This window comes from Bradyrhizobium sp. KZN70725 (assembly GCF_055264925.1).
In genome coordinates this window covers 251,518-276,227 of record NZ_JBUYWT010000005.1, presented here as the reverse complement: position 1 = coordinate 276,227, position 24,710 = coordinate 251,518, and the positions used below count along the sequence as shown (strand labels likewise).

At 65.7% G+C, this 24,710-nt stretch carries 20 protein-coding genes; 10 read left to right on the top strand and 10 right to left on the bottom strand.

Features of this window, described 5'->3' with window-relative positions:
- The first annotated feature begins 137 nt into the window (after positions 1-137).
- Entirely contained in the window at positions 138-3,194 is a 3,057-nt protein-coding gene (locus ACZBJS_RS07470; RefSeq protein ID WP_463438618.1) for an alpha-mannosidase, read from the top strand.
- Positions 3,195-3,313: 119 nt separating this feature from the next.
- Here the strand turns inward: ACZBJS_RS07470 and ACZBJS_RS07465 are convergent, their stop codons facing one another.
- The 3 genes from ACZBJS_RS07465 to ACZBJS_RS07455 all read right to left on the bottom strand — a co-directional run bounded on the left by ACZBJS_RS07465 (position 3,314) and on the right by ACZBJS_RS07455 (position 7,250).
- Complete coding sequence (locus tag ACZBJS_RS07465) at positions 3,314-4,528, bottom strand: ABC transporter substrate-binding protein (protein WP_463438617.1); 1,215 nt, start codon at positions 4,526-4,528, stop codon at positions 3,314-3,316.
- Between the two features lie 274 nt (positions 4,529-4,802).
- A complete protein-coding gene (locus ACZBJS_RS07460; protein WP_229191589.1) occupies positions 4,803-6,371 on the bottom strand; it encodes a DUF4403 family protein in 1,569 nt (522 codons plus the stop codon).
- A 189-nt stretch (positions 6,372-6,560) separates the two neighbouring features.
- The gene (locus ACZBJS_RS07455; protein WP_076824069.1) at positions 6,561-7,250 is read right to left on the bottom strand and encodes a L,D-transpeptidase; all 690 of its coding nucleotides are present in this window, start codon (positions 7,248-7,250) and stop codon (positions 6,561-6,563) included.
- A 250-nt stretch (positions 7,251-7,500) separates the two neighbouring features.
- Between ACZBJS_RS07455 and ACZBJS_RS07450 the strand changes: the two genes are divergently transcribed.
- Entirely contained in the window at positions 7,501-8,724 is a 1,224-nt protein-coding gene (locus ACZBJS_RS07450; RefSeq protein ID WP_253625813.1) for an acyltransferase family protein, read from the top strand.
- 23 nt (positions 8,725-8,747) lie between these two features.
- Here ACZBJS_RS07450 and ACZBJS_RS07445 read toward each other — a convergent pair whose 3' ends face one another.
- Positions 8,748-9,530: a sulfite exporter TauE/SafE family protein gene (locus ACZBJS_RS07445; protein WP_076824231.1), complete on the bottom strand. Its 783-nt coding sequence runs from the start codon at positions 9,528-9,530 to the stop codon at positions 8,748-8,750.
- 117 nt (positions 9,531-9,647) lie between these two features.
- On the bottom strand, positions 9,648-11,030 hold the full coding sequence (locus ACZBJS_RS07440) for a TAXI family TRAP transporter solute-binding subunit (protein WP_168857512.1): 1,383 nt from the start codon (positions 11,028-11,030) through the stop codon (positions 9,648-9,650).
- A gap of 138 nt (positions 11,031-11,168) precedes the next feature.
- Between ACZBJS_RS07440 and ACZBJS_RS07435 the strand changes: the two genes are divergently transcribed.
- From ACZBJS_RS07435 to ACZBJS_RS07425, 3 genes are all read left to right on the top strand, one after another.
- A complete protein-coding gene (locus ACZBJS_RS07435) occupies positions 11,169-12,224 on the top strand; it encodes a glycosyltransferase family 4 protein (protein ID WP_028332589.1) in 1,056 nt (351 codons plus the stop codon).
- Between the two features lie 33 nt (positions 12,225-12,257).
- Positions 12,258-12,947 (top strand): class I SAM-dependent methyltransferase, encoded by a 690-nt coding sequence (locus ACZBJS_RS07430; RefSeq protein ID WP_316393684.1) that lies wholly within the window; start codon positions 12,258-12,260, stop codon positions 12,945-12,947.
- Between the two features lie 229 nt (positions 12,948-13,176).
- A complete protein-coding gene (locus tag ACZBJS_RS07425) occupies positions 13,177-13,794 on the top strand; it encodes a hypothetical protein (RefSeq protein ID WP_057014961.1) in 618 nt (205 codons plus the stop codon).
- A gap of 398 nt (positions 13,795-14,192) precedes the next feature.
- Here the strand turns inward: ACZBJS_RS07425 and ACZBJS_RS07420 are convergent, their stop codons facing one another.
- Complete coding sequence (locus ACZBJS_RS07420; RefSeq protein WP_316393685.1) at positions 14,193-15,857, bottom strand: aminotransferase class III-fold pyridoxal phosphate-dependent enzyme; 1,665 nt, start codon at positions 15,855-15,857, stop codon at positions 14,193-14,195.
- 34 nt (positions 15,858-15,891) lie between these two features.
- Between ACZBJS_RS07420 and asd the strand changes: the two genes are divergently transcribed.
- Together asd and ACZBJS_RS07410 are read left to right on the top strand one after the other, a co-directional pair.
- Positions 15,892-16,758: an archaetidylserine decarboxylase gene (gene asd / locus ACZBJS_RS07415; protein ID WP_316393686.1), complete on the top strand. Its 867-nt coding sequence runs from the start codon at positions 15,892-15,894 to the stop codon at positions 16,756-16,758.
- 122 nt (positions 16,759-16,880) lie between these two features.
- Positions 16,881-17,681: an NUDIX hydrolase gene (locus ACZBJS_RS07410; protein WP_316393687.1), complete on the top strand. Its 801-nt coding sequence runs from the start codon at positions 16,881-16,883 to the stop codon at positions 17,679-17,681.
- Here the strand turns inward: ACZBJS_RS07410 and ACZBJS_RS07405 are convergent, their stop codons facing one another.
- Positions 17,682-19,487: a winged helix-turn-helix domain-containing protein gene (locus tag ACZBJS_RS07405; RefSeq protein ID WP_316393688.1), complete on the bottom strand. Its 1,806-nt coding sequence runs from the start codon at positions 19,485-19,487 to the stop codon at positions 17,682-17,684. It lies immediately after the preceding gene.
- 163 nt (positions 19,488-19,650) lie between these two features.
- On the opposite strand from ACZBJS_RS07405, the gene ACZBJS_RS07400 reads away from it, so the two are divergent.
- The 3 genes from ACZBJS_RS07400 to ACZBJS_RS07390 all read left to right on the top strand — a co-directional run bounded on the left by ACZBJS_RS07400 (position 19,651) and on the right by ACZBJS_RS07390 (position 21,389).
- Complete coding sequence (locus ACZBJS_RS07400) at positions 19,651-19,956, top strand: nickel-binding protein (protein ID WP_316393689.1); 306 nt, start codon at positions 19,651-19,653, stop codon at positions 19,954-19,956.
- A 78-nt stretch (positions 19,957-20,034) separates the two neighbouring features.
- Positions 20,035-20,442 carry a hypothetical protein gene (locus ACZBJS_RS07395; RefSeq protein WP_316393690.1) on the top strand — a complete coding sequence of 136 codons (408 nt, stop codon included), beginning with the start codon at positions 20,035-20,037 and terminating at the stop codon, positions 20,440-20,442.
- Positions 20,443-20,561: 119 nt separating this feature from the next.
- Entirely contained in the window at positions 20,562-21,389 is an 828-nt protein-coding gene (locus tag ACZBJS_RS07390) for a class I SAM-dependent methyltransferase (RefSeq protein WP_076824088.1), read from the top strand.
- Positions 21,390-21,480: 91 nt separating this feature from the next.
- Here ACZBJS_RS07390 and ACZBJS_RS07385 read toward each other — a convergent pair whose 3' ends face one another.
- The 3 genes from ACZBJS_RS07385 to ACZBJS_RS07375 all read right to left on the bottom strand — a co-directional run bounded on the left by ACZBJS_RS07385 (position 21,481) and on the right by ACZBJS_RS07375 (position 24,292).
- Positions 21,481-23,055, bottom strand: coding sequence for a FecR family protein (locus tag ACZBJS_RS07385; RefSeq protein ID WP_316393691.1), 1,575 nt, complete (start codon positions 23,053-23,055; stop codon positions 21,481-21,483).
- A 154-nt stretch (positions 23,056-23,209) separates the two neighbouring features.
- Positions 23,210-23,536 carry a hypothetical protein gene (locus tag ACZBJS_RS07380; protein ID WP_063790043.1) on the bottom strand — a complete coding sequence of 109 codons (327 nt, stop codon included), beginning with the start codon at positions 23,534-23,536 and terminating at the stop codon, positions 23,210-23,212.
- Positions 23,537-23,677: 141 nt separating this feature from the next.
- A complete protein-coding gene (locus ACZBJS_RS07375) occupies positions 23,678-24,292 on the bottom strand; it encodes an inner membrane-spanning protein YciB (RefSeq protein WP_463438616.1) in 615 nt (204 codons plus the stop codon).
- Between the last annotated feature and the right edge of the window lie 418 nt (positions 24,293-24,710).

Genomic DNA, 24,710 nt, shown 5'->3' with positions numbered 1-24,710 from the left:
GGGCGCGCTTTTTTGCTGGCCGGATGGATAAAATTTGGGAAGAGTGTAGGGAGTAGGTCAGGCGATCCAATTCGGACAGCGCGTTGCAATCATCATCAACCCTCACGTGATCATTCGTCAAATGGCTGAAGAACCTGATGAATGACAGGGACCGCGATAGCGGCGATCCAGCGGTAACCCGGATTCGCGGCCGCTACCCGCAATACACGCGGCGCCGGTTGCAAGGCTTTGCGGAGCGGCTGCAACAGAAGATTCATGCCGACCGCGTGCCGGTCACTTCGCTCGCGCTTGCCGGTCCCACCGAGCGGATCAGCCTCGAGGAGGCGCTCAAGCTCGATTATCGGCCGGTCCCGTTGGGCGAGACGCTGGGACCGCTATGGGCGACTTATTGGGTGCAGGTCGTGGCCGAGGTGCCGCGGGCCTGGGCCGGCACGCGCGTGGATCTGTATTGGGACAGCCGCTCGGAAGCGCTGCTTTGGCTCAACGGACGTTCCTCGCAGGGTCTCAATCCCGGCCGCCACACCGCGCCGCTCGTTCAGTCGGCGAGCGGCGGGGAGACGATCAGCTTCCATGTGGAGGTGGCCTGCAACGGCCTGTTCGGTGCGTCCTGGAGCGATCCGCAGGCCTACGCGCTGGTCGCCTGCGAGCTGCGCTGCTTCGATTCCGAGGCCACGGCATTCTATTTCGACTACGAGGTGCTGCGCCAGCTCGAGGCTGACCGCGATCCCACGACAAAGTCGAGGTCATACGGCGCTGTCGGAGAGACGGCGCAGCCGGCGCTGGATCGGACCTGGGCGGGGCGCCTGCTGCACGATCTCAACCGTATCTGCAACATCACCGATCCCGACGATCGCGCGACATGGCCGGCGGCGCGGGCGATCCTCGACGGCCTGCTCGCGGCACGAAACGGCAGCATCACCCACGAGATGTCGGCGATCGGCCACGCCCATCTCGACACGGCATGGCTGTGGCCGCTGGCGGAAACCCGGCGCAAGGCGCAACGCAGCTTCTCCACGGCGGTGGCGCTGATGGAGCGCTATCCCGATTTCAAGTTCGCCTGCTCGCAGGCCTATCAGTACGCCGTCATCGAGCAGAATGACCCTGACCTGTTCGCCCGAATTCGCGCCAAGGCCGCCGCCGGCCAATGGATTCCGGTCGGCGGCAGCTGGATCGAGCCGGACTGCAATCTGCCGTGGGGCGAGTCGATCTGCCGTCAGTTCCTCTATGGTCAGCGCTATTTCGAGCAAACGTTCGGCGCGCGCTCCAGCGTGTTCTGGAATCCCGACGTGTTCGGCTACGACGCCCAGCTGCCGCAGCTGATGCAGTCCGCGGGGATGTCGCGCTTCCTGACCCAGAAGCTGTCGTGGAACAAGTTCACCTCACCGCCGCATCACAGCTTCCATTGGCGCGGACTGGATGGCAGCACGGTGCTGGCGCATTTCCCCCCGGCGGACACCTACAACGGATCGGCGCAGGTCGCGGAGCTCCGCTATCACGCCGCCAATTACAAGGACGCCGACCGTTCGTCCGACGCACTCTATCTGTTCGGCTATGGCGACGGCGGCGGCGGTGCCGACGAGACGATGCAGCGCGCAAGGGACTTGCAGGGGCTGCCGCGAATCCAGATTCGCTCCGTCGACGAGTTCTTCGACCGCCTGGCGATATCAGCGCCGGATCTGGCAACGATCGAAGGCGAGCTCTATCTCGAATATCATCGTGGCACCTACACCACGCAGGCCGAGACCAAGCGCCTCAACCGCGCTTGCGAGGCCGGCCTTCAGGCCCTCGAATTCGTGACCACGGTCGCGGCTGCCTGCCGGCAACCGGCACCGTCAGCACAGGAGATCGAAGCGCTGTGGCGCACGCTGCTGGTCAACCAGTTCCACGACATCATTCCCGGCAGCAGCATCCGCGAGGTCTATGAACGTGCGGAGGTCGAACTCGCTGGCGTGGCGGAGGAGGCCGGGCGTCGCACGCAAGCCGTGCTGGCGACACTGTGCGATCCCGAAGACGGCAATTGGACACCCGTCAACACGCTGGGCTGCGCGCGCGCCGAGGTCGCGTCCGACCCCGACGGCGAGCTTCGTCACATCGCCGCCGCGCCGTTTGCGGCGGGTGAAACGACGACGACCGACGATCGCGTTGTGGTCGCCGCCGATCTGGACGGCTTCGTGCTGTCGAACGCGCGGCTCGAAGTGCGCATTGATCGCAGCGGGCTCGTTCGGTCGCTGCTGCATGTTGCGACCGGCCGCGAGACCTTCGCATCGCCGGCAGCCCGGCTGCTGCTGCTCGATGACCGGCCGCTCGATTTCGAGGCATGGGATATCGATCCGTTCGCGCTGGAGACCGCGCGCGAGGTGACAGGAGATGTGAGCTGCGCCGTGCTGTCGGATGGCGGGCTGCGCGGCGAGATTCGTTTCGAGCGCGGGCTCGGACGCGCAAGCCGGCTCGTGCAGGTAATCCGCCTCGATGCCGGCGCCGATCATCTCGAATTCGAAACCACGGTCGATTGGCAGGAGCGCAAGACGGCGCTGAAGGTCATGTTCCCCGTCGCCTGCCGTGCATCGAACGCAACCTATGAAACCATGTTCGGCGCAACCGAGCGGCCGACCCATGCCAACGCGGATGCCGATGCGGCCAAGTACGAGGTGCCCGGGCATCGCTGGGCCGATCTCGCCGAGCCGGATTTCGGCGTGTCGCTGTTCAGCGACTGCCGTCACGGCTATTCGGCGTTCGGCAACCAGCTCGCGCTGACGCTGCTGCGCGGCTCCGAATTGCCTGATCCGCAGGCCGATATCGGGCGGCACCGGATGCGCTATGCGATCTATCCCCACCACGGCGACTGGCGCAGCGCGGACACGGTCGGGCGCGCCTTGCGGTTCGAGCGTCCGGTGCTGTGGACCAAAGGGCGCCCTGGCGCGCTGTTGCGACGATCGTTCCTGACCGCATCTCCGGCCAACGTGATCGTCGATACGATCAAGCCCGCCGAGGATGGAGACGGCTGGGTGGTGCGGCTTTACGAGAGCGCCGGCATTCGCACCGCCGCGGCGCTCGATTTCGGCGTCGACATCGCGTCGGTGTGGATCAGCAACACCCTGGAAGACCGCATCGAGGCCTTGCCGACCGAGGATCGGGGATGCCGCCTGGCGCTGCGTCCATTCCAGATCGCAACGCTGCGGGTCTTCCAGGCGTAATGCCTGCAGTGACTTTCGCTCCGGCTTGCGGGGTACGGCATGGCAGCCGCGGAATTCCGTCTGCGATGCGCGGAGAGACCGGATCGCATCGCTGGATGCGATCCGGTGTGGCGTGGCCGTCAGTTCGACTTCACCAGCGGACAGCCGCCCTTGTCGAGCGGGCGGAACGCCTCGTCGCCGGGCACGGTGGCGATCAGCTTGTAGAGGTCCCACTCGCCCTTGGATTCCTCGGGCTTCTTGACCTCGAACAGATACATGTCGTGCACCATGCGGCCGTCGATCCGGATATGGCCGTTCTTGGCGAAGAAGTCGTTGACCGGCGTGGCGCGCATCTGGGCCATCACCTTCGGCGCCTCGTCGGTGCCGATGGCCTCGATCGCCTTCAGGTAATGCATGGTCGCCGAATAGAGGCCGGCCTGGATCATGGTCGGCATATGGCCGACCTTCTCGTTGAAGCGCTTCGAGAAGGCGCGGGTCTCGTCGTTCATGTCCCAGTAGAAGGCGTCGGTGACGATCAGGCCCTGGGTCGCCTTGATGCCGAGCGAATGCGTGTCGGTGATCTCCTGCAGCAGCGCGATCATCTTCTGGCCGCCTTGGGTCAGGCCGAACTCGGAAGCCTGCTTCAGCGCGTTGGTGGTGTCGCCGCCGGCATTCGCCAGCGCCACGACCTTGGCCTTGGAGGCCTGCGCCTGCAGCAGGAAGGACGAGAAGTCCGACGAGTTGAGCGGATGACGCACGTCGCCCAGCACCTTGCCGCCGCTCTCCTTGACGACATTGGCGGCATCGCGTTCCAGCGCCATGCCGAAGGCGTAGTCGGCGGTGACGAAGAACCAAGTGTCCTCGCCGCGCTTGACCATCGCCTTGCCGGCGACGTTCGATAGCGCATAGGTGTCGTAGGTCCAGTGCACCGTGTTGGGCGAGCAGGCGGTGCCGGTGATATCGGAGGAGCCGCCGCCGGAATTGATGTGGATCTTGTTCTTCTCGCGCGTCAGCGCCGAGATCGGCAATGCGACCGACGAGGTCGGCACGTCGAGGATCGCGTCGACCTTGTCGTTGTCGTACCAGTTGCGTGCGATGTTGACGCCGACGTCGGGCTTGTTCTGGTGATCGGCTGCGATCACCTGCACCGGCTTGCTTTTCACCTTGCCGCCGTAATCGGCGACCGCCATCTCGACGGCGGCGACCGAGCCCTTGCCGGTGGCGTCCGCATAGAGGCTCGACATGTCGGTGAGCACGCCGATCTTGACGACGTCGTCGGAGATCTGGGCGTTCGCCGCGGTCGCTGAGACCGCGAGCGCGAGGCCGGCCGCCGCTGCGGCCAAGAGTGTTTTCATCGTGTTTTTCTCCCTGACTTTTTCGTTGAGGGTTGCTTCCACCGGGGCGTTCTAGCCGCTGCGACAAGCTGTCGCAAAGACGACTTTTTGAGCATGCGCGCGGCAAGTGTTCCCCCTCTCCCCCGCTCTTCGCGGGGAGAGGGTTGGGGTGAGGGGCCTTATCCACGGGTGGCGATTGTCGTGAGACCTGTACCCCCTCACCCGGATTGCTTCGCAATCCGACCTCTCCCCGCAAGCGGGGCGAGGTAAGAGAGCAATCCGCTCGGGCAGTGTCCTACAGCGCCGGTAACGCGGTGACGGCGGCCTTGATGGTGCCGTCGGTTTCCACGATCACCCGCAACGTCTTGGAATCGAAGTCGATCCCGGCCAGCCGGATGCTGTTGACCTCGGCGTCGACGCGGATGCCCTCCTCGTTCTTCTGCAGGTCGGCGATGGCGGCGGCGACCTTGCGCTGCGCGTTGGTCGCGAATGGCTTCAGGTCGACCACCAGCCGGTCGTTGAGGGTCTGCTGCATGTGCGGGATCGCCGCGCGTGCGGCGGCGCCGAGCAGGCCGAACGCGGCCTCGGATTCCACCGCCAGCTCGACGTCGGTCAGCCGCAGCGTCTGCGACGGCTGGTCGAGCCGCGGCCGGCCCCAGATGTGCACGGTCGCCTCGGCGCCCAGCCCGAACCAGCTGGCCTTCTCCTTGGCGTGCACCAGGAGCGAGATAAGAAGCCGGTCGCCGGAGGCGGCGATGCTCGCGCTCTTGACCGTCACGTCGACCGGACCGGAGCCGTCCTCGGGGAAGGTCTTGCCCTTGAGCTGCGCCTCGACCAGCTGGCTCAGCGTGGTGAAGGACAGGTCGACCGGCAGGCCGATCGCGACCTGGCTCGGCATCGGCGGCACGATCGAGAGTTTTTCGGGGAACGGGCAGTTCGGGGTGGTCTGCGCCTCCGTGATCCGCGTCTCGGCCTCGATCCCCATCGTCAGGATCAGCGAGGACGCATCGACTTTCGGCTGCGCGGCGATCGCGCGGGTCGGTCGCAGCTCGAGCCACATCGGCGGCATCGAGGTGGTGCCGCCGGTGCCTTGCAGCGGGATCGAGCGGCAGGCCTTGGCCCATTGCGTGCGGGCGTTGTTCTGGAACACCGGGTCGTTGTGCAATCGGGCCTCGACCACAGAAATCTGGTCGGCGACCGCCTTGTCGATGACAGGCTTGACCTGGGCCGGCACGCTGATGCGGACGCCGGCCGTCGACAGGCTGGTGTCGCCGAGATTGACCTGTGCCTGCAGGTTCGGCTCGATCCGCCAGGACGCGCCGAGCTTCGGCCGCGCGGTGAGGGTGACGTTGCCCTTGATCTCGGCGTTGGCGTTGATGTTCTTGATGTTCACGGCGCCGATCTGCTTGGCGACATTGCCGCCGAGCAGGCTGCCGAGCGCGTCGTTGACCGCACCGGTTGCCTTGGCGGACAACGCGCCGGTGACCTTGAGCGTGCCGTTGATCGGGGTGGTCAGCGTCAGCACGTCCTGCGCGCCGGTGGCCGCGATCGGCCCGCGCGATGCGGTCCAGCCGATGTCGGCATTTTGCAGGATTTGCTGGACCGGGTTGTCGGCCTTGCCGCCGAACGTCTTCGGCGCGCCGCGTTCGGCGGCGTCGCGGATCGCCGACAGCGCGACCGAGACCTGCGCCACGATCGTCGAGGAACGCGGCGCCTGCGGCAGCGGCGGCAGCTCTGCGAGCTTCGGCTTCTGCACGGTGACGCTCGGCGCGAGCCAGTCCATTGCCTTGAGGCTGATCACGAACGAGACCAGCACCACCGCGGTCCCGAGCGCTATCGTCCTTGGATGCATCGGTAGACGCATCATTCCCCCGGATGAAAATCAACTTGACGGCTTGTACAGGCCCCCCGACGAGGGCGCCAGTGTGGCGGGATCAAGCTGCTTCAGGGGCGAAGGCGTTAAGGTTGATGAACGCGACAACGGCCCCGGCATGAGAATGCCGGAGCCGTCGTCGAGGACGCCTTTGTTAAGGACGCCTTGGAAGGGCGAGACCTAGCGGACGGCCGAGCCGAGATCGGCGCGGCGGTCGGTCATCGGCAGCACGATCACCTTGGTGCCGACGCTGACCCGCGAATAGAGGTCGGAGACATCTGCGTTGGTCAGGCGCAGGCAACCGGAGGACACGCGGGTGCCGATCGTCTCCGGCGCGTTGGTGCCGTGGATGCGGTAGATGGTGCCGCCGAGATACATGGCGCGGGCGCCGAGCGGATTGCCGGGGCCGCCGGCCATGTGGCGCGGCAGATAGGGCTGGCGGGCGATCATTTCCGGCGGGGGCGTCCAATCCGGCCACTCCGCCTTCTTGGTGATGGTCTGGGTGCCCGACCAGGTGAAGCCGTCGCGGCCGATACCGATGCCGTAGCGCATGGCCTGGCCGTTGCCGAGCACGAGATAGAGATAGGTGTGCGGGGTGTCGATGATGATGGTGCCGGGCGCCTCGCGCGTCGGATAGGCGACGACCTGGCGGCGCAGGCGGGCGGGCAACTCGACCGAACGGTCTTCCTCCTGCGTCTGCGGCATCGACTGCACCGGCGGCTGCACGGCCTCGGTCGGCGGCGTCAGGATGAAGGGGAACATCGGCAGCGGAGCGGCCGCGGCGGAATTCGAAAAAGCGACGGTGCCAATCGCCAGCGCACCGAAGGCGGCGGCAGCGAGACGTGAGTTCAGCTTGATGGAATTGAACATTGTCGACCCCTGTTGTTTGCGCCCTGCGCGCCAGTTCCGGCGCGTCGTTGGGTCAAAGCAGTACAGGTGAGGCGTTTCAGGACGTTTGCACGAAATCGCCAAAATGGTTTCGTGCCGTTAGGGAATTGTTTCGTGCGTGTTTCGTCGCACGGTTAAGGCCGGGTTGCCGGGAAGGGGGTGTCCCGCCGCAAGACAGTCTTCCTGGCACGGTGCTTGCTGTCCCAGCGCATTGTTTCGGAATGGAGTGGAAATGATGCTGGGGCACACGATCGGCAGCATGCTGGATCGGCAGAAGGGCTTCGGCCCCGGGTTCGATTTTCTCCGTATCGCACTGGCGATTTCCGTCGTCGCCGCCCACGCGCCCTATGTCGCGAGCGGCAGTGGCGACGGCGAGCAGGCGTGGATCGCCTGGTTTCCGCACTACGCCATTCTCGTGATGTTTTTCGCGCTGAGCGGCTTTCTGATCGCGGCGAGCGGCCTGCGGCTCTCCCTAAAGGAATTTCTCACCAATCGCGGCATGCGGATCATTCCGGCGCTTGCGGTCGAGATCGTGCTGTCGGCACTGATCCTCGGGCCGATCTTCACCGCGCTGCCGCTGTCGGACTATTTCGCCAATTTCGGCACCTACAAATACTTCACCAACATCATCGGCCTCGTGAACTACGTCCTGCCCGGCGTGTTCAGCGGAAATCCCGCGCCGGAGGTCAACAGCTCGCTGTGGACGGTGCCGTTCGAATATGGCTGCTACGCGCTGATGACGGTGTTCATCCTGTTCGGCCTGTTGCGCAAGCCGCCGCTCATCGTGCTCGGTGCGCTCGTGCTGGTCGGCATCGGCCTTGCGCTCGTACTCGCCGGGCATGGCGCGCAACCCTCGCAACTGCCCGCCGGGGTCGCCGGCACGCTGCATGACAGGATCTTCAGCACGGCGCCGTTCCTCGGACGCGGCGCGAAGCTGCCGGTCGCGTTCATGCTCGGCATCGCGATCTATCTCTATCGTGACCGCATTCCCTACAACGGATGGCTTCTCGCCGCGTGCTGCGCGCTCTGCGCGGGCGCCGCGCTGCTCGGTCCGGCGGACTGGATGAGCCAGCCGGTGCTCAATCTGCTGATCGCCCCGGCGCTGGTCTATATCACCGCCTATCTCGGCGTTTCGAAGCTGCCGCGGCTGCCGCTGATTTCGCGCGGCGACTATTCCTACGGCATCTATCTCTACGGCTTTCCGGTGCAGCAGGTGGTGCGGGTATGGCTGCCGCACGCGCCCGTGATCGTTCAGTTCGCGATTGCGCTGCTGCTGATCACGCTGTTCGCCGCGTTCTCCTGGCACTGGATCGAGAAGCCGATCCTGAAGCTGCGCAGCCGCTTCTCCTTCGTGGCGCGCGAGCGCCTTGCGCCGGACGACGCGGCCGCGCCGCGCCAGGACATTGCGCCTCTTGCCGTTGCCGCGAGCGCCGTCCGCAGCAGGCACTCCTCCTGACGAGGAGCCAGCACCTTCGCCGTTCAGGAGCTGAGATATCCGGCCGATCCGTCCCACAGCAGCTTGGCCGCGGTGATGACCAGAATGGCGTAGCAGGCGCGGTACAGCGCGCGCTGGTCGAGACGTTCGTGCAGCCGCCATCCGGCCCAGACGCCGACCGGCACCGCCGGCACGCAAAGCGCCATCAGCATCCACAGGCTGCGCGACGGCGTGGCGAGCACGAGCCACGGGCCGGCCTTCAAGAGGTTGCCGACCGTGAAGAACAGGCTAGTGGTGCCGGCGTAGAGCGCCTTCGGCATGCCGAGCGGCAGCAGATAGATCGCAAGCGGCGGCCCGCCCGAATGGGCCACCATCGTGGTGACGCCGGAGGACAGGCCGGCGAACGTCGCCTTGAACGTCGAGCGCGGACGCGGCTTGATCTCGCCGCCGCCGAGAAGCCACAGCGCGGCGAACACCAGCGTCACCACGCCCATCACGATCTCGACGGCATGCCGGTCGAGATCGCGCAGCACGAAATAGCCGAGGCCGATGCCGACGACGAGCGCCGGCAGCAGCATCGCGAGGTCGATGCGCGACCACGTGCTCGGGCGCCAGAACCGCAGCGCGGTGACGTCCATGACGACGAACAATGGTGCCAGCAGCGCGCCCGCCGCGATCGGGTCCATCGCCAGCGACAGCAGCGGGATGCCGACGATGGCAAAACCGCCGCCGAACGCGCCCTTCATGAAGGCGATCAGGAAGACGCCGGCGAAGGCAACCGCGAGCACGAAAGGTCCGGGCAGGTCAGCGACGATGGACGTGATCATGGTGTCGTGCGAAGCGTTGTGGTCATGTACTCAACATGGCCACGCGCGCCTGCATGCGCAATCCAAACATTGCTCTCGGTGCACATTGCTCTCGGTGCAATTCGGCGTGCACGCGGCCTAGCCGGCGCGCATCCGCGGCAGGCCCGGCTTGTCGCCGTTGATCACGGCGCGGCGGTCGGAGACGGCGTGATGGAATTGCTCGAGCGTCAGCCCGATCACCGAGAGATCGCCTTCCTCGATCGCGCCGTCGTCGTAGCAGTCGAGCGCCTCGCGCAACAGGGCATCCGCGTCGCCCTGCATGGCGGCGAGCTGTTCCGGCGTCTCGGCGCCGCGCACCTGCGAGATCAGGGTCAGCAGATTGTCGCGATGGGTGATGTAGTGCTCGCGCTCGTCGCGCTTCACGTAGTGGCGCAGCCAGGCGCCGGCCGAGCCGAGGCCGGAGAGCAGCAGGATGCCGCCCCAGATGTAGTCGGAGTATTTTTCGAGGAAGGTGCGCTCGGTGCCGTCGATATAGGCGGCCGCGCCCTGATGCGCCGGCAGCGCGGCGTCCTTGTCGGTGTCGGGCTTCTCGATCTTTGCCGCCGCCGGCAGATCGCGCGCGACCTGGAGGCGCAGCGTGAACAGCTGCCGGTCGAGCGCGCCGACGGTCGCCTCGCTCAGCGCATGCTGCGCGATGATGAGGTGATTGACGCTGACGGTCTCGACCTTGTCCTCGGGCCGCGCCGGCGACGAGGAGAAGATGCTGCCGGCGATCTCCTCGGACTCATAGCGCGGATGCTTCTGCGCGATTGCCTCCGAGACATCGACCGGGAGGAAGACCGGCTCGCCGCGCGCCGCCGCCGTCGCCGTAATCGCTTCCGCCGTTATCTTGCTGTCGAGCGGGCCGACGGTCATGTAGGCATCGAGCGAGGGGTCGCGCGCGAGGTCGGCGATCTTGTTGACGGCGAACTGGCTGACCGCGACCTTGTCGGGGTTGACGCCGGACTCGGTCAGGATCACCCGCAGCAGCGTGACGTTGGCCTGGGTGCTGCCGACCACACCGACCTTGTGGCCGGCGAGATCGTCGATGCTCTTGATCTTCGCGGACCGCCGCTTGCCTTTGGCGCCCGAGGGCGCCCACAGCACGACGACATTCTTGCGCAGGATCGCAACCGACTCGGCGCTCGCGGGCAGATCGAGGTCGCCGCGCACCACCGCGAGGTCGACCTTGTTCGCCGTGAACAGTGCGATGCTCTCGGCGGAGCCCTGCGTCGTGACCGGCTTCAGCCGCACCGAGCTGCCGTCGTGCGTAAAGACCTGGGCGAAGCCCTGGATCAGCTTGACGTCCTCGCTGCCGGTCGGGCCGACCGCGATCGCGAGCGTCACCGGACGCAGCGCGTAATACAGCGCGCCGGCGGCGAGGCCGAACACAAGCATGCCGGCCGCAAGGATCAGCAGCGACGAGTTTCGCCGCCTGAGCCTGCGGCGCTTGGCGCCGGGATTTTCACTCTGCTCCGACATCTGGCTGTCACGTTACACGAAAAATCGGCCGTTTGCCGTGAAAAACAACCTAACATTTCGATGACGTCATACGTTTGAAACATCCATGTCAGAACGTCGTGCGAGCAGAATCAAGATTAACGATTTGGATCTCCTGCAATGCGCATACTCGTTGCGACCGATGCCTGGCATCCGCAAGTCAACGGCGTGGTCCGGACGCTGACGTCGCTTGCGCGCAGCGCAGCCGGGCTCGGCGCCGAGATCGAATTCCTCACTCCCGACGGTTTCCGCTCGGTCGGCGTGCCGACCTATCCTGGCCTGCGCGTGGCGCTGCCGAACCGCCGCGAGATCGCGCGCCGGATCGAGGAGGCCGCGCCCGAGGCGATCCACATCGCGACCGAAGGGCCGATCGGCTGGGCGGTGCGCGGCTATTGCCAGCGCAACAAGCTCGCCTTCACCACATCCTATACAACGCGCTTCCCGGAATATGTTTCGGTTCGCACCGGAATTCCCGACAGCGTCGGCTACGCGGTGCTGCGCCACTTCCACGCCGCCGGGTCGATGACGATGGTCGCGACCGACTCGCTGCGCAGCGAGCTCGCCGAGCGCGGCTTCCGCAGGCTCGGCTTCTGGACCCGCGGCGTCGACACCAGGATCTTCAATCCGGACCAGCCGGCGGTGCTCGATCTGCCGCGGCCGATCTTCATGACCATGGGCCGCGTCGCGGTGGAGAAGAATCTCGACGCCTTCCTGTCGCTGGACCTGCCGGGCTCCAAGGTCGTGGTCGGCGACGGCCCGCAAAGGGCGGCATTGGAACAGAAATATCCCGACGCGATTTTCCTCGGCGAGAAGAAGGGGCAGGATTTGACCTCGCACCTCGCCGCCGCCGACGTCTTCGTGTTCCCGAGCCTGACCGACACCTTCGGCGTCGTGCAGCTCGAGGCGCTGGCCTGCGGCACGCCGGTTGCGGCATTCCCGGTCACCGGCCCGAAGGACGTCATCGCCAACCATCCGATCGGCGCGATCGACAACGACCTGCGCAGCGCCTGCCTGCGCGCGCTGACGATGTCGCGCGCCGACTGCCGCAATTTTGCGTTGGAGCGTTCCTGGGAAAACAGTGCGCGTCAGTTCATCGGCAATCTGGCCACGCTGCAGCCGAGCCGCGCGCCGCGGCCCGCCCGCCGCGTTGCCGGCCGCAGCGCGGTTCCGAATTAACACCTCAATCGAACGAGAGACGAGAGACGATCTATGGCTGAAATCATCAAGCTGGGTGCCGACCGTTCCATGGACTTCGACCGCGACACGGTCGAGCAGGCCTATGACCGCTGGGCGCCGATCTACGACCTCGTGTTTGGCGGTGTGTTCAGCAAGGGCCGGCAGGCCGCGATCCAGGCCACCAACAAGATCGGCGGCCGGGTGCTCGAGGTCGGCGTCGGCACCGGCATCTCGCTGCCGCTCTATAGCCCGAACGTCCGCATCTTCGGCACCGACATCTCGGAAGCGATGCTGGAGAAGGCCAAGAAGCGGGTCGCGGAGCGGGGCCTGAAGAATGTCGAGGGCCTCGCGGTGATGGACGCCGAAAAGCTCGAATTCCCCGACAATTCGTTCGACGTGGTGATGGCGCAGTACGTGCTGTCGGCGGTGCCGAACCCGGAAGCCGCGCTCGACGAGTTCGCCCGCGTGGTTCGTCCGGGCGGCGAACTGATCATCCTGACCCGCGTCAGCGCCGATGCCGGCGTGCGCCGCTTCATCGAGCAGAAGCTGCAGCCGGTGGTGCGCCCGCTCGGGTTCCGGACCGCCGAATTCGCCTGGTCGCGCTACACCAAATGGCTCGCCGGCGCGCGCGGCATGGAGCTCGCGGAGCGCCGCCTGATTCCGCCGCTCGGCCACTTCTCGCTGGTCCGCTTCCGCAAGGCGGATGTCGCCAAAGCCGCCTGAGGCGGCCCAGCCCGCCGCTCCTCCCGGGTGAGGTAGCGCACAGCGCGCCCGAAGCCGGGAGGCTACGATCTCCTTCGCCTGATCTCCGCAGATTTCGTCGGGATGAGGCGAGACCCTGCTCCGGTTGCGTCAAGGCGTCGCTCCGCATTGTCATATGTCATTATGATGATGTCACACGCGATACATCGAATCCCTGTAAATCCTGTTCCGAAAGATGTTGGGGGAACCAATGATCAAGAATTTCCTGCAAGAGCTGCGTACCCAGCGTTGGGATGACCATCGCTTCTACCATCACAGCCGGATCAACCAGAGCCTGCACTTCGTCAGCGCGCTGAGCTTCCTGTTCGCCTATGTGATGCTGTTCTTCGATCCGGTCGTGTCGGCGCTGGTCGGCTGGCTGGTCTCGATGACCTCGCGCCAGGCCGGTCACTTCTTCTTCGAGCCGAAGGGCTACGACCACGTCAACCAGGCGACCCACGAGCACAAGGAAGATATCAAGGTCGGCTACAATCTGCAGCGCAAGGTCGTGCTGATGGCGATCTGGGCGCTGTCGCCGATGGTGCTGTACTTCGATCCGACGCTGTTCGGCCTGTTCAAGCCCTGGGTCACGATGGGCGACTTCACCCGCCAGGTGGCCAAGATCTGGCTCGTGGTCGGCATCGGCGGCCTCTTGTTCCGCACCATCCATTTGTTCTTCATCCGCGACGTCGAGACCGGCCTCGTCTGGATGACCAAGATCGTCACCGACCCGTTCAACGACCTGAAGCTCTATCACAAGGCGCCGCTGTTCCTGATGAAGGGCGAACTGATCGATCCGGGTCTCGAGAAGCACGTCAAGCACGCCTGATCGTTGCTCCCAGCGTCTTCAAACTGCGTCATGCCCGGGCTTGTCCCGGGCATCTACGTCTTAGGATTACGGCGGATCATCACTTGAGCGCCTTCGACCGCGCGTACACGTCATCTCGCCCCGCTTGCGGGGAGAGGTCGGATCGCGCCAGCGATCCGGGTGAGGGGGGCTCACCACGAGTCCGTCCATTTCCGATTTTATGGATGCAGCCCCTCACCCCAACCCTCTCCGCGCAAGCGCGGGGCGAGGGAGCAGGGGAGCCGCGCGTTGCCTCAGCGCCTGAACTTCACGGTGACGACCTAAACGCCGTCATTCCGGGGCGATCGCGCCAGCGAGCGAACCCGGAATCTCGAGATTCCGGGTTCGATGCTGTGCATCGCCCCGGAATGACGGTGTGCTCAGCGGCCGAACCTCACAGCGACCATCTCCTTCAGGATCTGCCGCTTGATGTTCTTGTTGGTGAGGCCGGCCTTGTGCCACCACCAGCCGTCGCGCTTCATCTTCTCGGCTGCCGCGACGAAGCGGTCGCTGACCTCGGCGAAGTCGGCGTCGGTGTAGTTCAGGGTGAAGATCAGGCGGCCGGTGCCGACCCAGCTCAGCGCCAGTCCCTCGGCCCGCAGATAGTATTGCAGCATCCAGTTGTAGCGCGACGGCTCGGTGTAATAGACGGTCCAGATCGACGAGATGTTGCCGACGCGAACCGGCAAGCCTTGCGCGGCGAGGCGGTCGTTGAGCGCCTTGGCACGGCCGTTCCAGGTCTCGTCCAGCCCGTTGTAGATCGAGCGGAAATTCGGGCTGGCGAGCCGGCTCAGGAACTCGTCCATCGCCGTCATCACATAGGGATGCGAGTTGAAGGTACCGCGGGCGAAGCAGATGTCGGCCGGGCGGTCGTCGCGGAAGCGCCGCATCAAATCCTTGCGGCCGCACACCACGCCGACCGGAAGCCCGCCGGCCAGGCTCTTGCCGTAGGTCGCCATGTCGGCCTTGACGCCGAAATATTCCTGGGCGCCGCCGGCGGCGAGGCGGAAGCCGACGAACACCTCGTCGAAGATCAGGACGATGCCGCCTTCGGTGCACACCTCGCGCAGCTTCTTCAGCCATTCGGTGTAGGCGGCGCGGTCGTATTTGGAAGAACGCGCGGAGTCGACCAGCGCGGAATCGCCGGGTGCGTTGGAATTGGGATGCAGCGCCTGCAGCGGGTTGACCAGCACACAGGCGATGTCGCTGCGCGTCCGCAGCACGTGCAGCGTCTTCTCCGACATGTCGGCGAGCGTGAAGGTCTCGTGCGGCGACACCGGGTTGCCGACGCCGGGCTGCACGTCGCCCCACCAGCCGTGATAGGCGCCGGCGAAGCGCACGAGGCGCCTCCGCTTGGTGTGGTAGCGCGCGAGCCGCACCGCCTGCATCACGGCCTCGGTGCCGGACATATGGAACGAGACCTCGTCGAGGCCGGACAGCTCGCAGAGCCGCTTGACGTTGTCGGCAATGACCGGGTGATAGGGACCCAGCACGGGGCCGAGCGCGTGGGCGCGCTTCTCACCCTCGGCGATGCACTCCTTGTAGAAGTCGTTGCCGAAGATGTTGACGCCGTAGGAGCCGGTCAGGTCGTAGAAGACATTGCCGTCGACGTCGGTGACGGTGACGCCGCTGGAGGCCTCGACGAAGGCCGAGGTGCCGAGATGCTCGCGCACCAGGCGGCTGTACTGGAACGGCACGCGGTAGGTTTCGGTGAACTGCAGGTCGGAGATGCGCTCCGTGACCTCGGCGGTCAGCGCGCGGCCCTTGGGGTAGCGATCCCCGTAGAGGCCGGCGAGGCGGAAGAAGCCGTCCTGGCGCTGCATCGCGACGTCCTTCGGCGCGCCGTCGGAGCGGAAGAAGTCGTCGATGTCGAATTCGTAGTGCGGGACCATGCGCGCGACCATCTTGGACATCTTGGAATGTCCGGTCAGCGAGCGGTGCTTGGCGCGCGACAGCGCGATGCGGGCCTGGATTTTGGGGAAAGCTGCGGCGGCGCCGGCAAGCGCGGCGGCGGACAGCGAGAGAATCGGAAGGGATGTTTCCATGACAGAAGCGCTAGCCTCAGCACCTAACAGATTCATGACAGTCAAGGGCCTGATCTCGGCATTCACCCAGCAGGAAGACCTCAATTTCCTGCTCACCAACCGGATTCCGCGGGCCGCGCTGACCCGCTTCATGGGCTGGTTCTCCAAGGTCGAGAACCCCCTGGTGCGCGACGCCTCGATCGCCTGCTGGAAGCTGTTCTCCGACCTCGATCTGTCGGAGGCCAAGAAGACCGAGTTCAGGAGCCTGCACGATTGCTTCACCCGCGAGCTCAAGCCCGGCCTGCGTCCGGCCGCTGCCGATCCTGCCATCATCGCGAGCCCGTCGGATGCGATCATCGGCGCGCATGGGCGGATCGAGGACGGGCAATTGTTCCAGGTCAAGGGCGCGCCCTATTCGCTGCTCGATCTGGTCGGCGATCCGGCGCTCGTGGAGCAGCACCGGAACGGCCGCTTCGTCACGCTGCGGCTGACCTCGAGCATGTACCACCGTTTCCACGCGCCCTATGATCTTGCCATCGACAAGGTGACGTTCATTCATGGCGACGTCTGGAACGTCAATCCGATCGCGCTGAAGCGGATCGAGCGGCTGTTCTGCAAGAACGAGCGCGCGGTGCTGCGCGCCAAGCTGCCAACCGGCGAGGCACTGACGCTGGTTCCGGTCGCGGCGATCCTTGTCGCCAGCCTCCGCCTGCATTTCCTCGATATCACGCTGAACGCGCAGTCGCGGGGCCTGGTGGATTTTTCCTGTAACGCGCATGTGAAGAAGGGCGATGAACTCGGCTGGTTCGAACACGGCTCGACGATCATCGTGCTGGCGCCCGGCAATTTCGAATTCTGCGACAACGTCGCGGAGGGAACGCGGATCAAATGCGGCGAGCCGCTGCTGCGGAAGCCTTTATAGCCTTGTTTCCATAGCGCTCATCGTTTGAGCATGAAAACCGGTTTCCACTTTTTCCGATCATGCTTTAGAGTAGCCGGGATCGTCGTGCGACGATCCTAAATCGCAAACCTGATGGACACGAGATGGCGCGGACGCCTGTTCTGGCGGCGGGAGGCATTGTGCTGCGGCGGGACGCACCGCAGCGCTTCGCCGTGGTGCGGCTGCGCAAGCGCAATGAATGGGTGTTGCCGAAAGGCAAGCTCGACGACGGCGAGACGCCGCGCGCCGCTGCCGAGCGCGAGGTGCTCGAGGAAACCGGCCATGACGTCGACGTGCACGAATTCCTCGGCACGCTGGTCTATGATTCAGGCGGCCGATCCAAGGTGGTGCATTACTGGCGCATGGATGCCGGCGGCAAGCCGGTGCGGGCGCTGATGAGCGACATCCGCGAGGTGGACTGGCTGCCGCTCGATGCGGCACTCGAGCGTCTGTCGCGCGGCTACGAGCGCGCGTTCCTGGAAAATGTCGGACCGATCGCGTTGCAGGCCGCGGCGCTCACCGAGCGCGAGCGGCGCGCGCGGGCGAGAGCCGTGGCCGCAGAGCGCCGGCGGATTCGCGAAGCCGCAGTGCCACAGGTCATCGACGAGCAGGAGGTCACCGACGCGCCTGATGTTGCCGATGCGGCTGCGCCGGCGGAGACGCCGGCCATCGATCAGCCGCCACTCGCGCAAAGCGAGCCCGATCCGCCGGCCATGGCGCCGCAAGACGTTCCGGTGGCCGCACCCGATGCAACTGCCGAGACCGAGCGGGGCGCCGAGACGGTCGTCCCTGACCAAGCGCCGCCATTCGTGCACGAGGTCGTGCCGGCCGGCGCGGCACCTCAGGCCACGCCGCGCAAGAATCTGATCGAACGCGTGCGCGACTGGCTGCGCCGCGCGGCGTGATCACCCGCACATCTGACGTCGTGCCGTTGGCTGCCAGGCGTCAATGTCACGCTGCAAGGCAAGACACTCGGCAAGACGCTTGGGCGAGCCCAGGTCACGGGCCAGAAGCTGTGCCGCATGAACTTCGGCCATGGCGCCGCGAACATCTCCATGCTCCAGCTGGAGGCTGGAGATCTGAAGCCTCAGTCGCACGATCTGAACCCGCCCCTCGATGCTGGACCACAGCTGGCGGGCGAGATGGAGATGCCGCATGGCTGTTTCATGGTCCTGCCGGGAAAGCGCGAGGATCGCCTGTGCTTCGTTGGTGAGCGCGCGGATCGAGGGCATCGGCCAGCGATCCGGACTTCCCGACAGTTCGCAGATCAATGCCTTCGCTCGAACGGTCCGATGCGTGTGCGCGGCAACCAGCGCCAGATGCGCGAGCAGGATTCCGCGTCGCTGCAGCGTCCACCAGGTCTTGCCGATCAGGCTCCGCTCGAGGCTTGCATAGGCGGCCTCCGCTTCCCCTCTTGCGAGCAGCAGCATGGCGCGGCCCGGCTCCGGGCACCAGCCCAGCGTGTAAGCCCTGTCATAGGCTTCGAGCGCTGCGTCGTCATTGCCGATCGCCGCCTGAATATCGCCCAGCACCCGGTTGGCATCGCCAAGCGACCAGGGCGCATCGCTGGTCAGGCGTCCGAGCGCGTCCTGAATGCGCGACAGCGCTTCGTCGAGCGAGCCTCTGATGCCGAGCACCTCGGAGCGGTGCAGCTGGCACGAGCCCGTCAATTCCATGCCGCTGCCCGAGCAAAAGTTCTGGTAGCTCCGCGTCCACTGGTCGGCGCGTGCCCAATCTCCGAACATCCGGGCCGCCCAGAGGATGTTGCAATAGAGGTTGCCGCCCATGATCGGGTCCAGATTGTTGCTGGACAGGGCAACTGCGGCGGCATGGTCCTGATCGGACAGTCCTCCGTGTGTGTCGCCGAGGCACAGCCGATAGAAGCCGCGATAGGCCAGGCTCAGCGCTTCGATATTGATCGCATCCTTGTATCTGACGGCGGTGTAGGCAGCGTCGGCCAACGCGAGTGCCTGTTCCGGCTCGCCATCGAAAGCAGCCAGTTTCGACTTCATCCATAACACCAGGGCCGTCGTCGGAGGATCGTCGAGCGTTGAAGCCCAATCTTCCGCCCGCGCGAGCCAGCCCTTTCCGATCGCGGCCTGGCCGCTTTCGAAATGCAAGGCCGAGAGTGCTATCGCGTCGACCGTGGCGCCTGCCGCGTCACCGGCCTGGCTGCGTGCGCTGACCGCGCGAACCAGAATCGGAATCGCTGCCGTGGCCCTGCCGAGGCACTGCAGGGCAAGCGCCCAATCGTGCAGATCTTCAGCGTTGAGCTGGCCGCTTTCATCCGCGCTCGCGAACAGGGTCGCTGCCTGCAACCACAATTGTCCGGCCGCTGCGCGTCGGGCGAGACCGATTGCACCGACGGTGCCATCGACTTGCTTGGGGTCGATGCGTTCCGGCTGCCGGATCTCGGACTCGAGGAAGAAGCGATAGCCTTTGCCCGGCAGATTTCGGATCGCGCCGTCCATGCCGCCGTTGCGCAGCGCGGCGCGCAACGCACTCACCGCCCGCTGCAGCGAGTTGTCTGTGACCGTCACATCCGGCCAGACGGCTTCGAGGAGTTCTTCCTTGGGGATGACCCGGTCGCGGTGTCGAACCAGATAAATCAGCAGATCGAACACACGCGGCTGCAATGGGACCTCTTGGCGCGCGCACAGCAACACGCGTCCAGCTTCATCAAGCTCGAACAGTCCAAATGAGAATGCCATGTGTATGAGTGCGGGCTCGGCGGAAAAGGTTCAGGCAAGGATCAGACAAAGATCAGGCAATGATCAGTCCGCGGTAAGGACAGTCGGCATCGACAGCGCCTATAGCTGATCATGGCTCGCCATGAGCGCCGGCCGTTCAATAATTGCAACCGAGGAGATTTCGATGGAACTCTATGTCATTCGCCGTCCGAGCGCTTGGGCGGACATGAGCGAGCTGGAACTCGCCGGCGCAACGTCCGCAAGGGTCGGCGACGAGCAGATGCCGGACCGTGTCCGCTGGATCCGCAGCTATGTGGTGCACGAGGCGGATGGTCGCATCGGCACATTCTGCATATACGAGGCGCGTGACGGTGACTCGATCCGGGAGCATGCGCGCTGCGTCGGCATGCCGGGCGAGGAATTCTACAAGGTCGCGGCAACCGTGGTGGTGCGTGGTGATCCGGTCCAACCGCCCATTGCGGCCGAATGACGCCTGCGCGGCGTCGCATGGCGTATCCCGACCAAACCTGATCCGGAGCGCCATCACACTTCGATCAAGGAAACAATTATGTCGATTTCATTCATGGAATCCATTTCAAGTCAGGTACGAAGGCATTTTTCCTTCCTGCTTTTGCGGATCCGCCGGATCGTCAATCAATCGGTCGCAGGCATGCTCGCCCATCGCGAGCGGCAGGCCAGTCGCCTGATGCCGCGCGACGCCGGCGGCCAGTCGAAGGGCGCCGGGAACCGCTGCTCACGGCCGATCGGGCGAAGCGCGCTGCTCGGGCTGGTGATCGCGGGTTTGTCCTCGCCCGTGTTCACCCGAGCGGAGGAACCTGTCGTTCTGGAGCATCGTGCAGCTCCGGCGCAGCAGGCCGCCTCGACGCAGCGTAGCAGCCACGGCTGCAGGCATCGCTCGGACTGGAGCATAGTTGCCGCATCGACCATCCCGGTCCTGCTCGACCGCCGCACATAGCGCGCAGCACATTTGAAGTCATTGCACTGCTCGACGCCGTTTTTTGGCGCAACCCGCGGACTTTCGGCGAAGCCGGCGGCCTCGCCGCGAGCCGCATCACATTTTCAAAGGAGATGCACATGAACGTTCAGACCGAAATGCCGACCATCGATCTTGCCGCCGTCAAGGCGCGCCAGCAAGCCACCTGGAGTGCGGGCGACTATGCGATCGTCGGCACCACGCTCCAGATCGTCGGCGAGATGCTCTGCGAGGCAGTCGACCTGCGCAGCAATCAGATGGTGCTCGACGTCGCCGCCGGCAACGGCAATGCGACGCTGGCTGCGGCGCGGCGCTTTGCCGACGTGGTCTCGACCGACTACGTCGCGGCGTTGCTCGAGCGCGGCCGCGAGCGGGCGGCGGCGGAGCGTCTGCCCATCACGTTCCAGGAAGCGGACGCGGAGAAGCTGCCGTTTGCCGATGCCAGCTTCGATGTCGTGCTGTCGACCTTCGGGGTCATGTTCACCGCCGACCAGCAGCAGGCGGCGAATGAACTGCGCCGCGTCTGCCGCATCGGCGGCAAGATCGGCCTCGCAAGCTGGACGCCGGAAGGTTTCATCGGCCAGCTGTTCAAGACCATCGGGAAGTATGTGCCGCCGGCGCCGGGCGTGAAGTCTCCCGCGCTGTGGGGCACCGAGGCGCATCTCGGCGCCTTGTTCGGCCCGCAGGCGACGCTCGATGCCAGGCGCAGGCACTTCAATTTCCGTTACAGGTCGCGCGAGCATTTCCTCGAGATCTTCCGCACCTATTACGGGCCCGTGCTGAAGGCGTTCGGGGCGATCGATCCGGTCAAGCAGCAATTGCTCGCCGCCGACATGTTCAGCCTGATGGACCAGTTCAATATCGCCAGGGACGGCACGCTGGTGATCCCGAGCGAATATCTGGAGGCCGTGATCACCAGGCGCGGCTGACCTGCCGCTCGGCATTGGTCGATCTGTGCATGGCGCCGGCGTAACTCGCCGGCGCCATTCGCTCGTTTGATCGACATTGCTGTGATCTCAGTTACTGGCGCTTGTCCCTGGGTGGAGGCTTCGCGCCGCGCGGCGGAGGCGGCGCGCGCCGTTGCTGGAAGCCTGGCCGCGCCTGCACCGCGGGCCGTTGTATGCCCGGTGCGGCTTGCTGGATGCCGGGTCGGATCTGGCCGGGCGCCTGCGGCACGGGCTGCGCTGTGCCTTGTCGCGGCGCGCCCGATTGACCCGGCTGGGCCGCTGGTGGTCCTGGCTGGCGCACGCCGCCCGGCGCCTGGGTGCGGCCGGGCTGCAGACCGCCTTGACGTGCCGGCGATTGTTGTCCGCCGGGTTGCGTCGTGCCGCCTTGGCGCGCGGGCTCTTGCGTGGGGGCTTGGCGCGTTGGCTGTTGTCCCGCCGGCTGTTGTCCGGCTGGCGTCTGGACGCCGGGCGCGTGCGGCAGCGTCGCGCCGCCGGGTTGGCCGGGCAGCGCATGCTGTGCGCCGCCTTGCTGCTGCGTGCCGGGCCGCTGCTGCGAACCTTGCCGGCCAGGCGTGCCCGGTTGCTGGCCGGGACGGTTCGGCTGACCGGGCTGCTGCATCTGGCCCGGACGGTTCTGCTGACCCGGCTGCTGCGGCGTGTTGCGGTTCTGGCCCGGCAGGCCGTTCTGGCGCTGCGGGTTCGGCTGCACGGGCTGGCCGCGGTTCGGATAGGGCGCGGCCGGATTGGCCCTGCGGAAATCGGGATTGGCGCGGCGGAAGTCGCGCTGCTCGGTCACGACCTGGCGGCCCAGCGTCTGCGCGCTATGGACCTGGCGCACAAAGCCCTGGTCGCGCGTGATCTGTTGCGGCGAGATCGTCAGCGGCACCGCGGCGAAGCGGGCACCGCCGGTGCCCGGACGAATCGCAAAGCCGCTGGCGCCGCGCGTCAGCACGCCGAGCGAGGCACCGCTGCGGTCGTTGACCTCGATGCGGCCGACATGTCCGTCGGCGTCGGGATAGAGCTTGATGCCGACATTCCTGCTGGTCGCGGTGGCGCCTTCGGGCACCTCGACGAGACCGGTGGTGCCGCGGATGCCGAGCGTCGCGGTCGGGGTCGAGATCTTCATGTCGCCGGTTTTGGCGACCGCGGCGGCGACGAAGGCCGCCGTTCCCTTGGTGACGTTGAACAGCGCGCTGTTCTGTTGGCCGCCGTCCTCATAAACGTAATTGTCGATCGTGATCCTGGCATTGGCGCGCAGGTTGAAGGTGGTGCCGTCGTTGAAGGTGATGCCGAGCGAGGAGGTCCCTGATGTCGCGACCTCGTCATTGGCAAAGATGTCGTCGCGGATCTGCAGCGGCGTCGCGGTGCTGTTGCGCGTGACGGTCGCGGTTCCTGTCAGTGTCGCCACGTTGCCGATCGGCTCGGGCGCTGCGGGCTGCGCGCTCGCGGCCGGCGCCGGCGTTGCAGGCGCGGGTGTTGCGGGAGCGGGCGTAGGCGGCGTCGGACTCGGCGCCGGGGCGGGCGCCTGTGCAGGTTGCGCCTGTGCAAGCCGCGTCAAGTCCGGCGCAGCATTGGCCGCTGATTGCCAACCGATCGTGACGCCGGCGCCAAGCAGAAGCGCAAAGAGAAGGCTGCGGCGCATCGCCATCGATTCCCGGGGGAGGCAGTGGGGACGGCAATTGAGCCGCGTCAGGCTGAATGCCGGATGAACGGTCGTGCCTTGTTGTCATGGCGGACCGAAACGATCAAGCACCGCGCTCCGTTGCCGGAAGCGCGGTGCCTGGTCGCTGTTGGGGTTTTGCTTAGCCGCGCTTGTGAGGAGTGATATTGAGCGGTTTCGCCGGCTTGGCCGCGGGCGCATAATTCGCGGGTTGCGCAGCCGCCGGCGGCACGTAGTGGAACACCGCCTTGCAGCCGTCGCTGAGCAGCGCGCGCTGACGGATCATGCAGGCGGTGACGCGATCGACGTCGGGGATTTCCGAGCTGCACAGCCGCATGGCGTCGCTGGTGCACATCTGCTGCTGCTCGTCGGTGTAGGCATAGGACGCCGAGGTCAGCAGACCGAGCGTGAACGCGGTTGCCGCCAGCAGTTTGCCGTGACGAAGCGCGGAAGCGGTGAAAGCCATCATGTCCCCCTTGTGATCGCGCCGAAGCAGCGCGTTGTCGAACCGATCACTAGGCAGGCTTGGTTTCAGCAATTCTTCGTTGTCACGGCAAAATGGTTTCGTCGCGCGGGCCGTTTGTTTCGTCGACCACACCCCGGTCGGGGGCTACGGCGCAGCTGGCGCCGGTGCCCCTTCGAGCGCGAGCACGGCCTCGCGCTGCGTCTCCGGCATGGCGCGGATACGGCGCCTCGCGGTGAGGCGGAGCGCGGCAAAGCCGCCGAGGAACACCACGATCTTGCTCAAGATGCCGAAGATCGGCATCACGACGGCCCATGTCGTGATCTCGCAGGTCAGCGCGACGATGGCGTTCACCGCGGCGGAGATGAACATCAGGGCGGCCCAGGCATAGCCGACCTTGACGGCGACATCGGGCACGACCTTCTGTGCGATCTCGGGCAGGTAGCGGTTGAGCCAGCCGGGCTTCAGCATCACGACGCCGACGATGGCGTAGATCACGCTCGGCTTGAACAGCACGAAGCGCGGGTCGTGGGTCAGCAGCGTGGCGGAGCCGGCGGCGACGACCAGGAACAGGCTCAGCCATTCCATGGTGTCGATCCGTTTGCCGCGCACCATCTGGACGCCGATCTGCACGACGCCGAATGCGATGCCGAGGCCGACCGCGAGCGCGGTGTTGTGCGTCAGCAGGAACAGAACAAGAAAGACAAGCGTCGAGGCGAGATCGAGGGCCAACAGCCTGGCCGCGGTGAGGAAATGCTTCATTGGTCGCCGGTCGCCCGCAGGTTCAATTCATTTTCGACAATGCGGCTCTTATAGCGGGTCCGGCGACGCACATGAAGCGACCGCCGGGCAGATATAAGCGGTTTACCTGAAGGGCGACCGCAAGACTCGCCCCGCCGTTGCACGGCGCAGCGCTGCACGCGCATCGCATTCGAGCCCCTCATCGCGATCATCGAGCTGTAGTTGTGGCGGAGTGAACGCAAAACAGCACAGCGCCGGCGGGGGCGGCCGCCGGGCGCTGAACTCATGCCTGTCGAATGTCCTAGAACACGCCGAGAATAATGGCGCCGACGAAGGCTAACGCGATGTACGCGGCCACAATGCTCAGCTTGCTCAGCAGAGGACTCGCGAAATCCATTGGGGAAACTCCCTCGGTTCACACACGCTGCCCGCATTAACG

Excerpts from the sequence above, each read along its gene's own strand:
- ACZBJS_RS07455 (WP_076824069.1), bottom strand. The coding sequence starts at position 7,250 with ATGTTCAATTCCATCAAGCTGAACTCACGTCTCGCTGCCGCCGCCTTC.
- ACZBJS_RS07460 (WP_229191589.1), bottom strand. The coding sequence starts at position 6,371 with ATGCGTCTACCGATGCATCCAAGGACGATAGCGCTCGGGACCGCGGTG.
- ACZBJS_RS07445 (WP_076824231.1), bottom strand. The coding sequence starts at position 9,530 with ATGATCACGTCCATCGTCGCTGACCTGCCCGGACCTTTCGTGCTCGCG.
- ACZBJS_RS07470 (WP_463438618.1), top strand. The coding sequence starts at position 138 with ATGAATGACAGGGACCGCGATAGCGGCGATCCAGCGGTAACCCGGATT.
- asd (WP_316393686.1), top strand. The coding sequence starts at position 15,892 with ATGACAGTCAAGGGCCTGATCTCGGCATTCACCCAGCAGGAAGACCTC.
- ACZBJS_RS07435 (WP_028332589.1), top strand. The coding sequence starts at position 11,169 with ATGCGCATACTCGTTGCGACCGATGCCTGGCATCCGCAAGTCAACGGC.
- ACZBJS_RS07385 (WP_316393691.1), bottom strand. The coding sequence starts at position 23,055 with ATGGCGATGCGCCGCAGCCTTCTCTTTGCGCTTCTGCTTGGCGCCGGC.
- ACZBJS_RS07380 (WP_063790043.1), bottom strand. The coding sequence starts at position 23,536 with ATGATGGCTTTCACCGCTTCCGCGCTTCGTCACGGCAAACTGCTGGCG.
- ACZBJS_RS07375 (WP_463438616.1), bottom strand. The coding sequence starts at position 24,292 with ATGAAGCATTTCCTCACCGCGGCCAGGCTGTTGGCCCTCGATCTCGCC.
- ACZBJS_RS07440 (WP_168857512.1), bottom strand. The coding sequence starts at position 11,030 with ATGTCGGAGCAGAGTGAAAATCCCGGCGCCAAGCGCCGCAGGCTCAGG.
- ACZBJS_RS07430 (WP_316393684.1), top strand. The coding sequence starts at position 12,258 with ATGGCTGAAATCATCAAGCTGGGTGCCGACCGTTCCATGGACTTCGAC.
- ACZBJS_RS07420 (WP_316393685.1), bottom strand. The coding sequence starts at position 15,857 with ATGGAAACATCCCTTCCGATTCTCTCGCTGTCCGCCGCCGCGCTTGCC.
- ACZBJS_RS07395 (WP_316393690.1), top strand. The coding sequence starts at position 20,035 with ATGTCGATTTCATTCATGGAATCCATTTCAAGTCAGGTACGAAGGCAT.
- ACZBJS_RS07465 (WP_463438617.1), bottom strand. The coding sequence starts at position 4,528 with ATGAAAACACTCTTGGCCGCAGCGGCGGCCGGCCTCGCGCTCGCGGTC.
- ACZBJS_RS07450 (WP_253625813.1), top strand. The coding sequence starts at position 7,501 with ATGATGCTGGGGCACACGATCGGCAGCATGCTGGATCGGCAGAAGGGC.
- ACZBJS_RS07405 (WP_316393688.1), bottom strand. The coding sequence starts at position 19,487 with ATGGCATTCTCATTTGGACTGTTCGAGCTTGATGAAGCTGGACGCGTG.
- ACZBJS_RS07425 (WP_057014961.1), top strand. The coding sequence starts at position 13,177 with ATGATCAAGAATTTCCTGCAAGAGCTGCGTACCCAGCGTTGGGATGAC.
- ACZBJS_RS07390 (WP_076824088.1), top strand. The coding sequence starts at position 20,562 with ATGAACGTTCAGACCGAAATGCCGACCATCGATCTTGCCGCCGTCAAG.
- ACZBJS_RS07410 (WP_316393687.1), top strand. The coding sequence starts at position 16,881 with ATGGCGCGGACGCCTGTTCTGGCGGCGGGAGGCATTGTGCTGCGGCGG.
- ACZBJS_RS07400 (WP_316393689.1), top strand. The coding sequence starts at position 19,651 with ATGGAACTCTATGTCATTCGCCGTCCGAGCGCTTGGGCGGACATGAGC.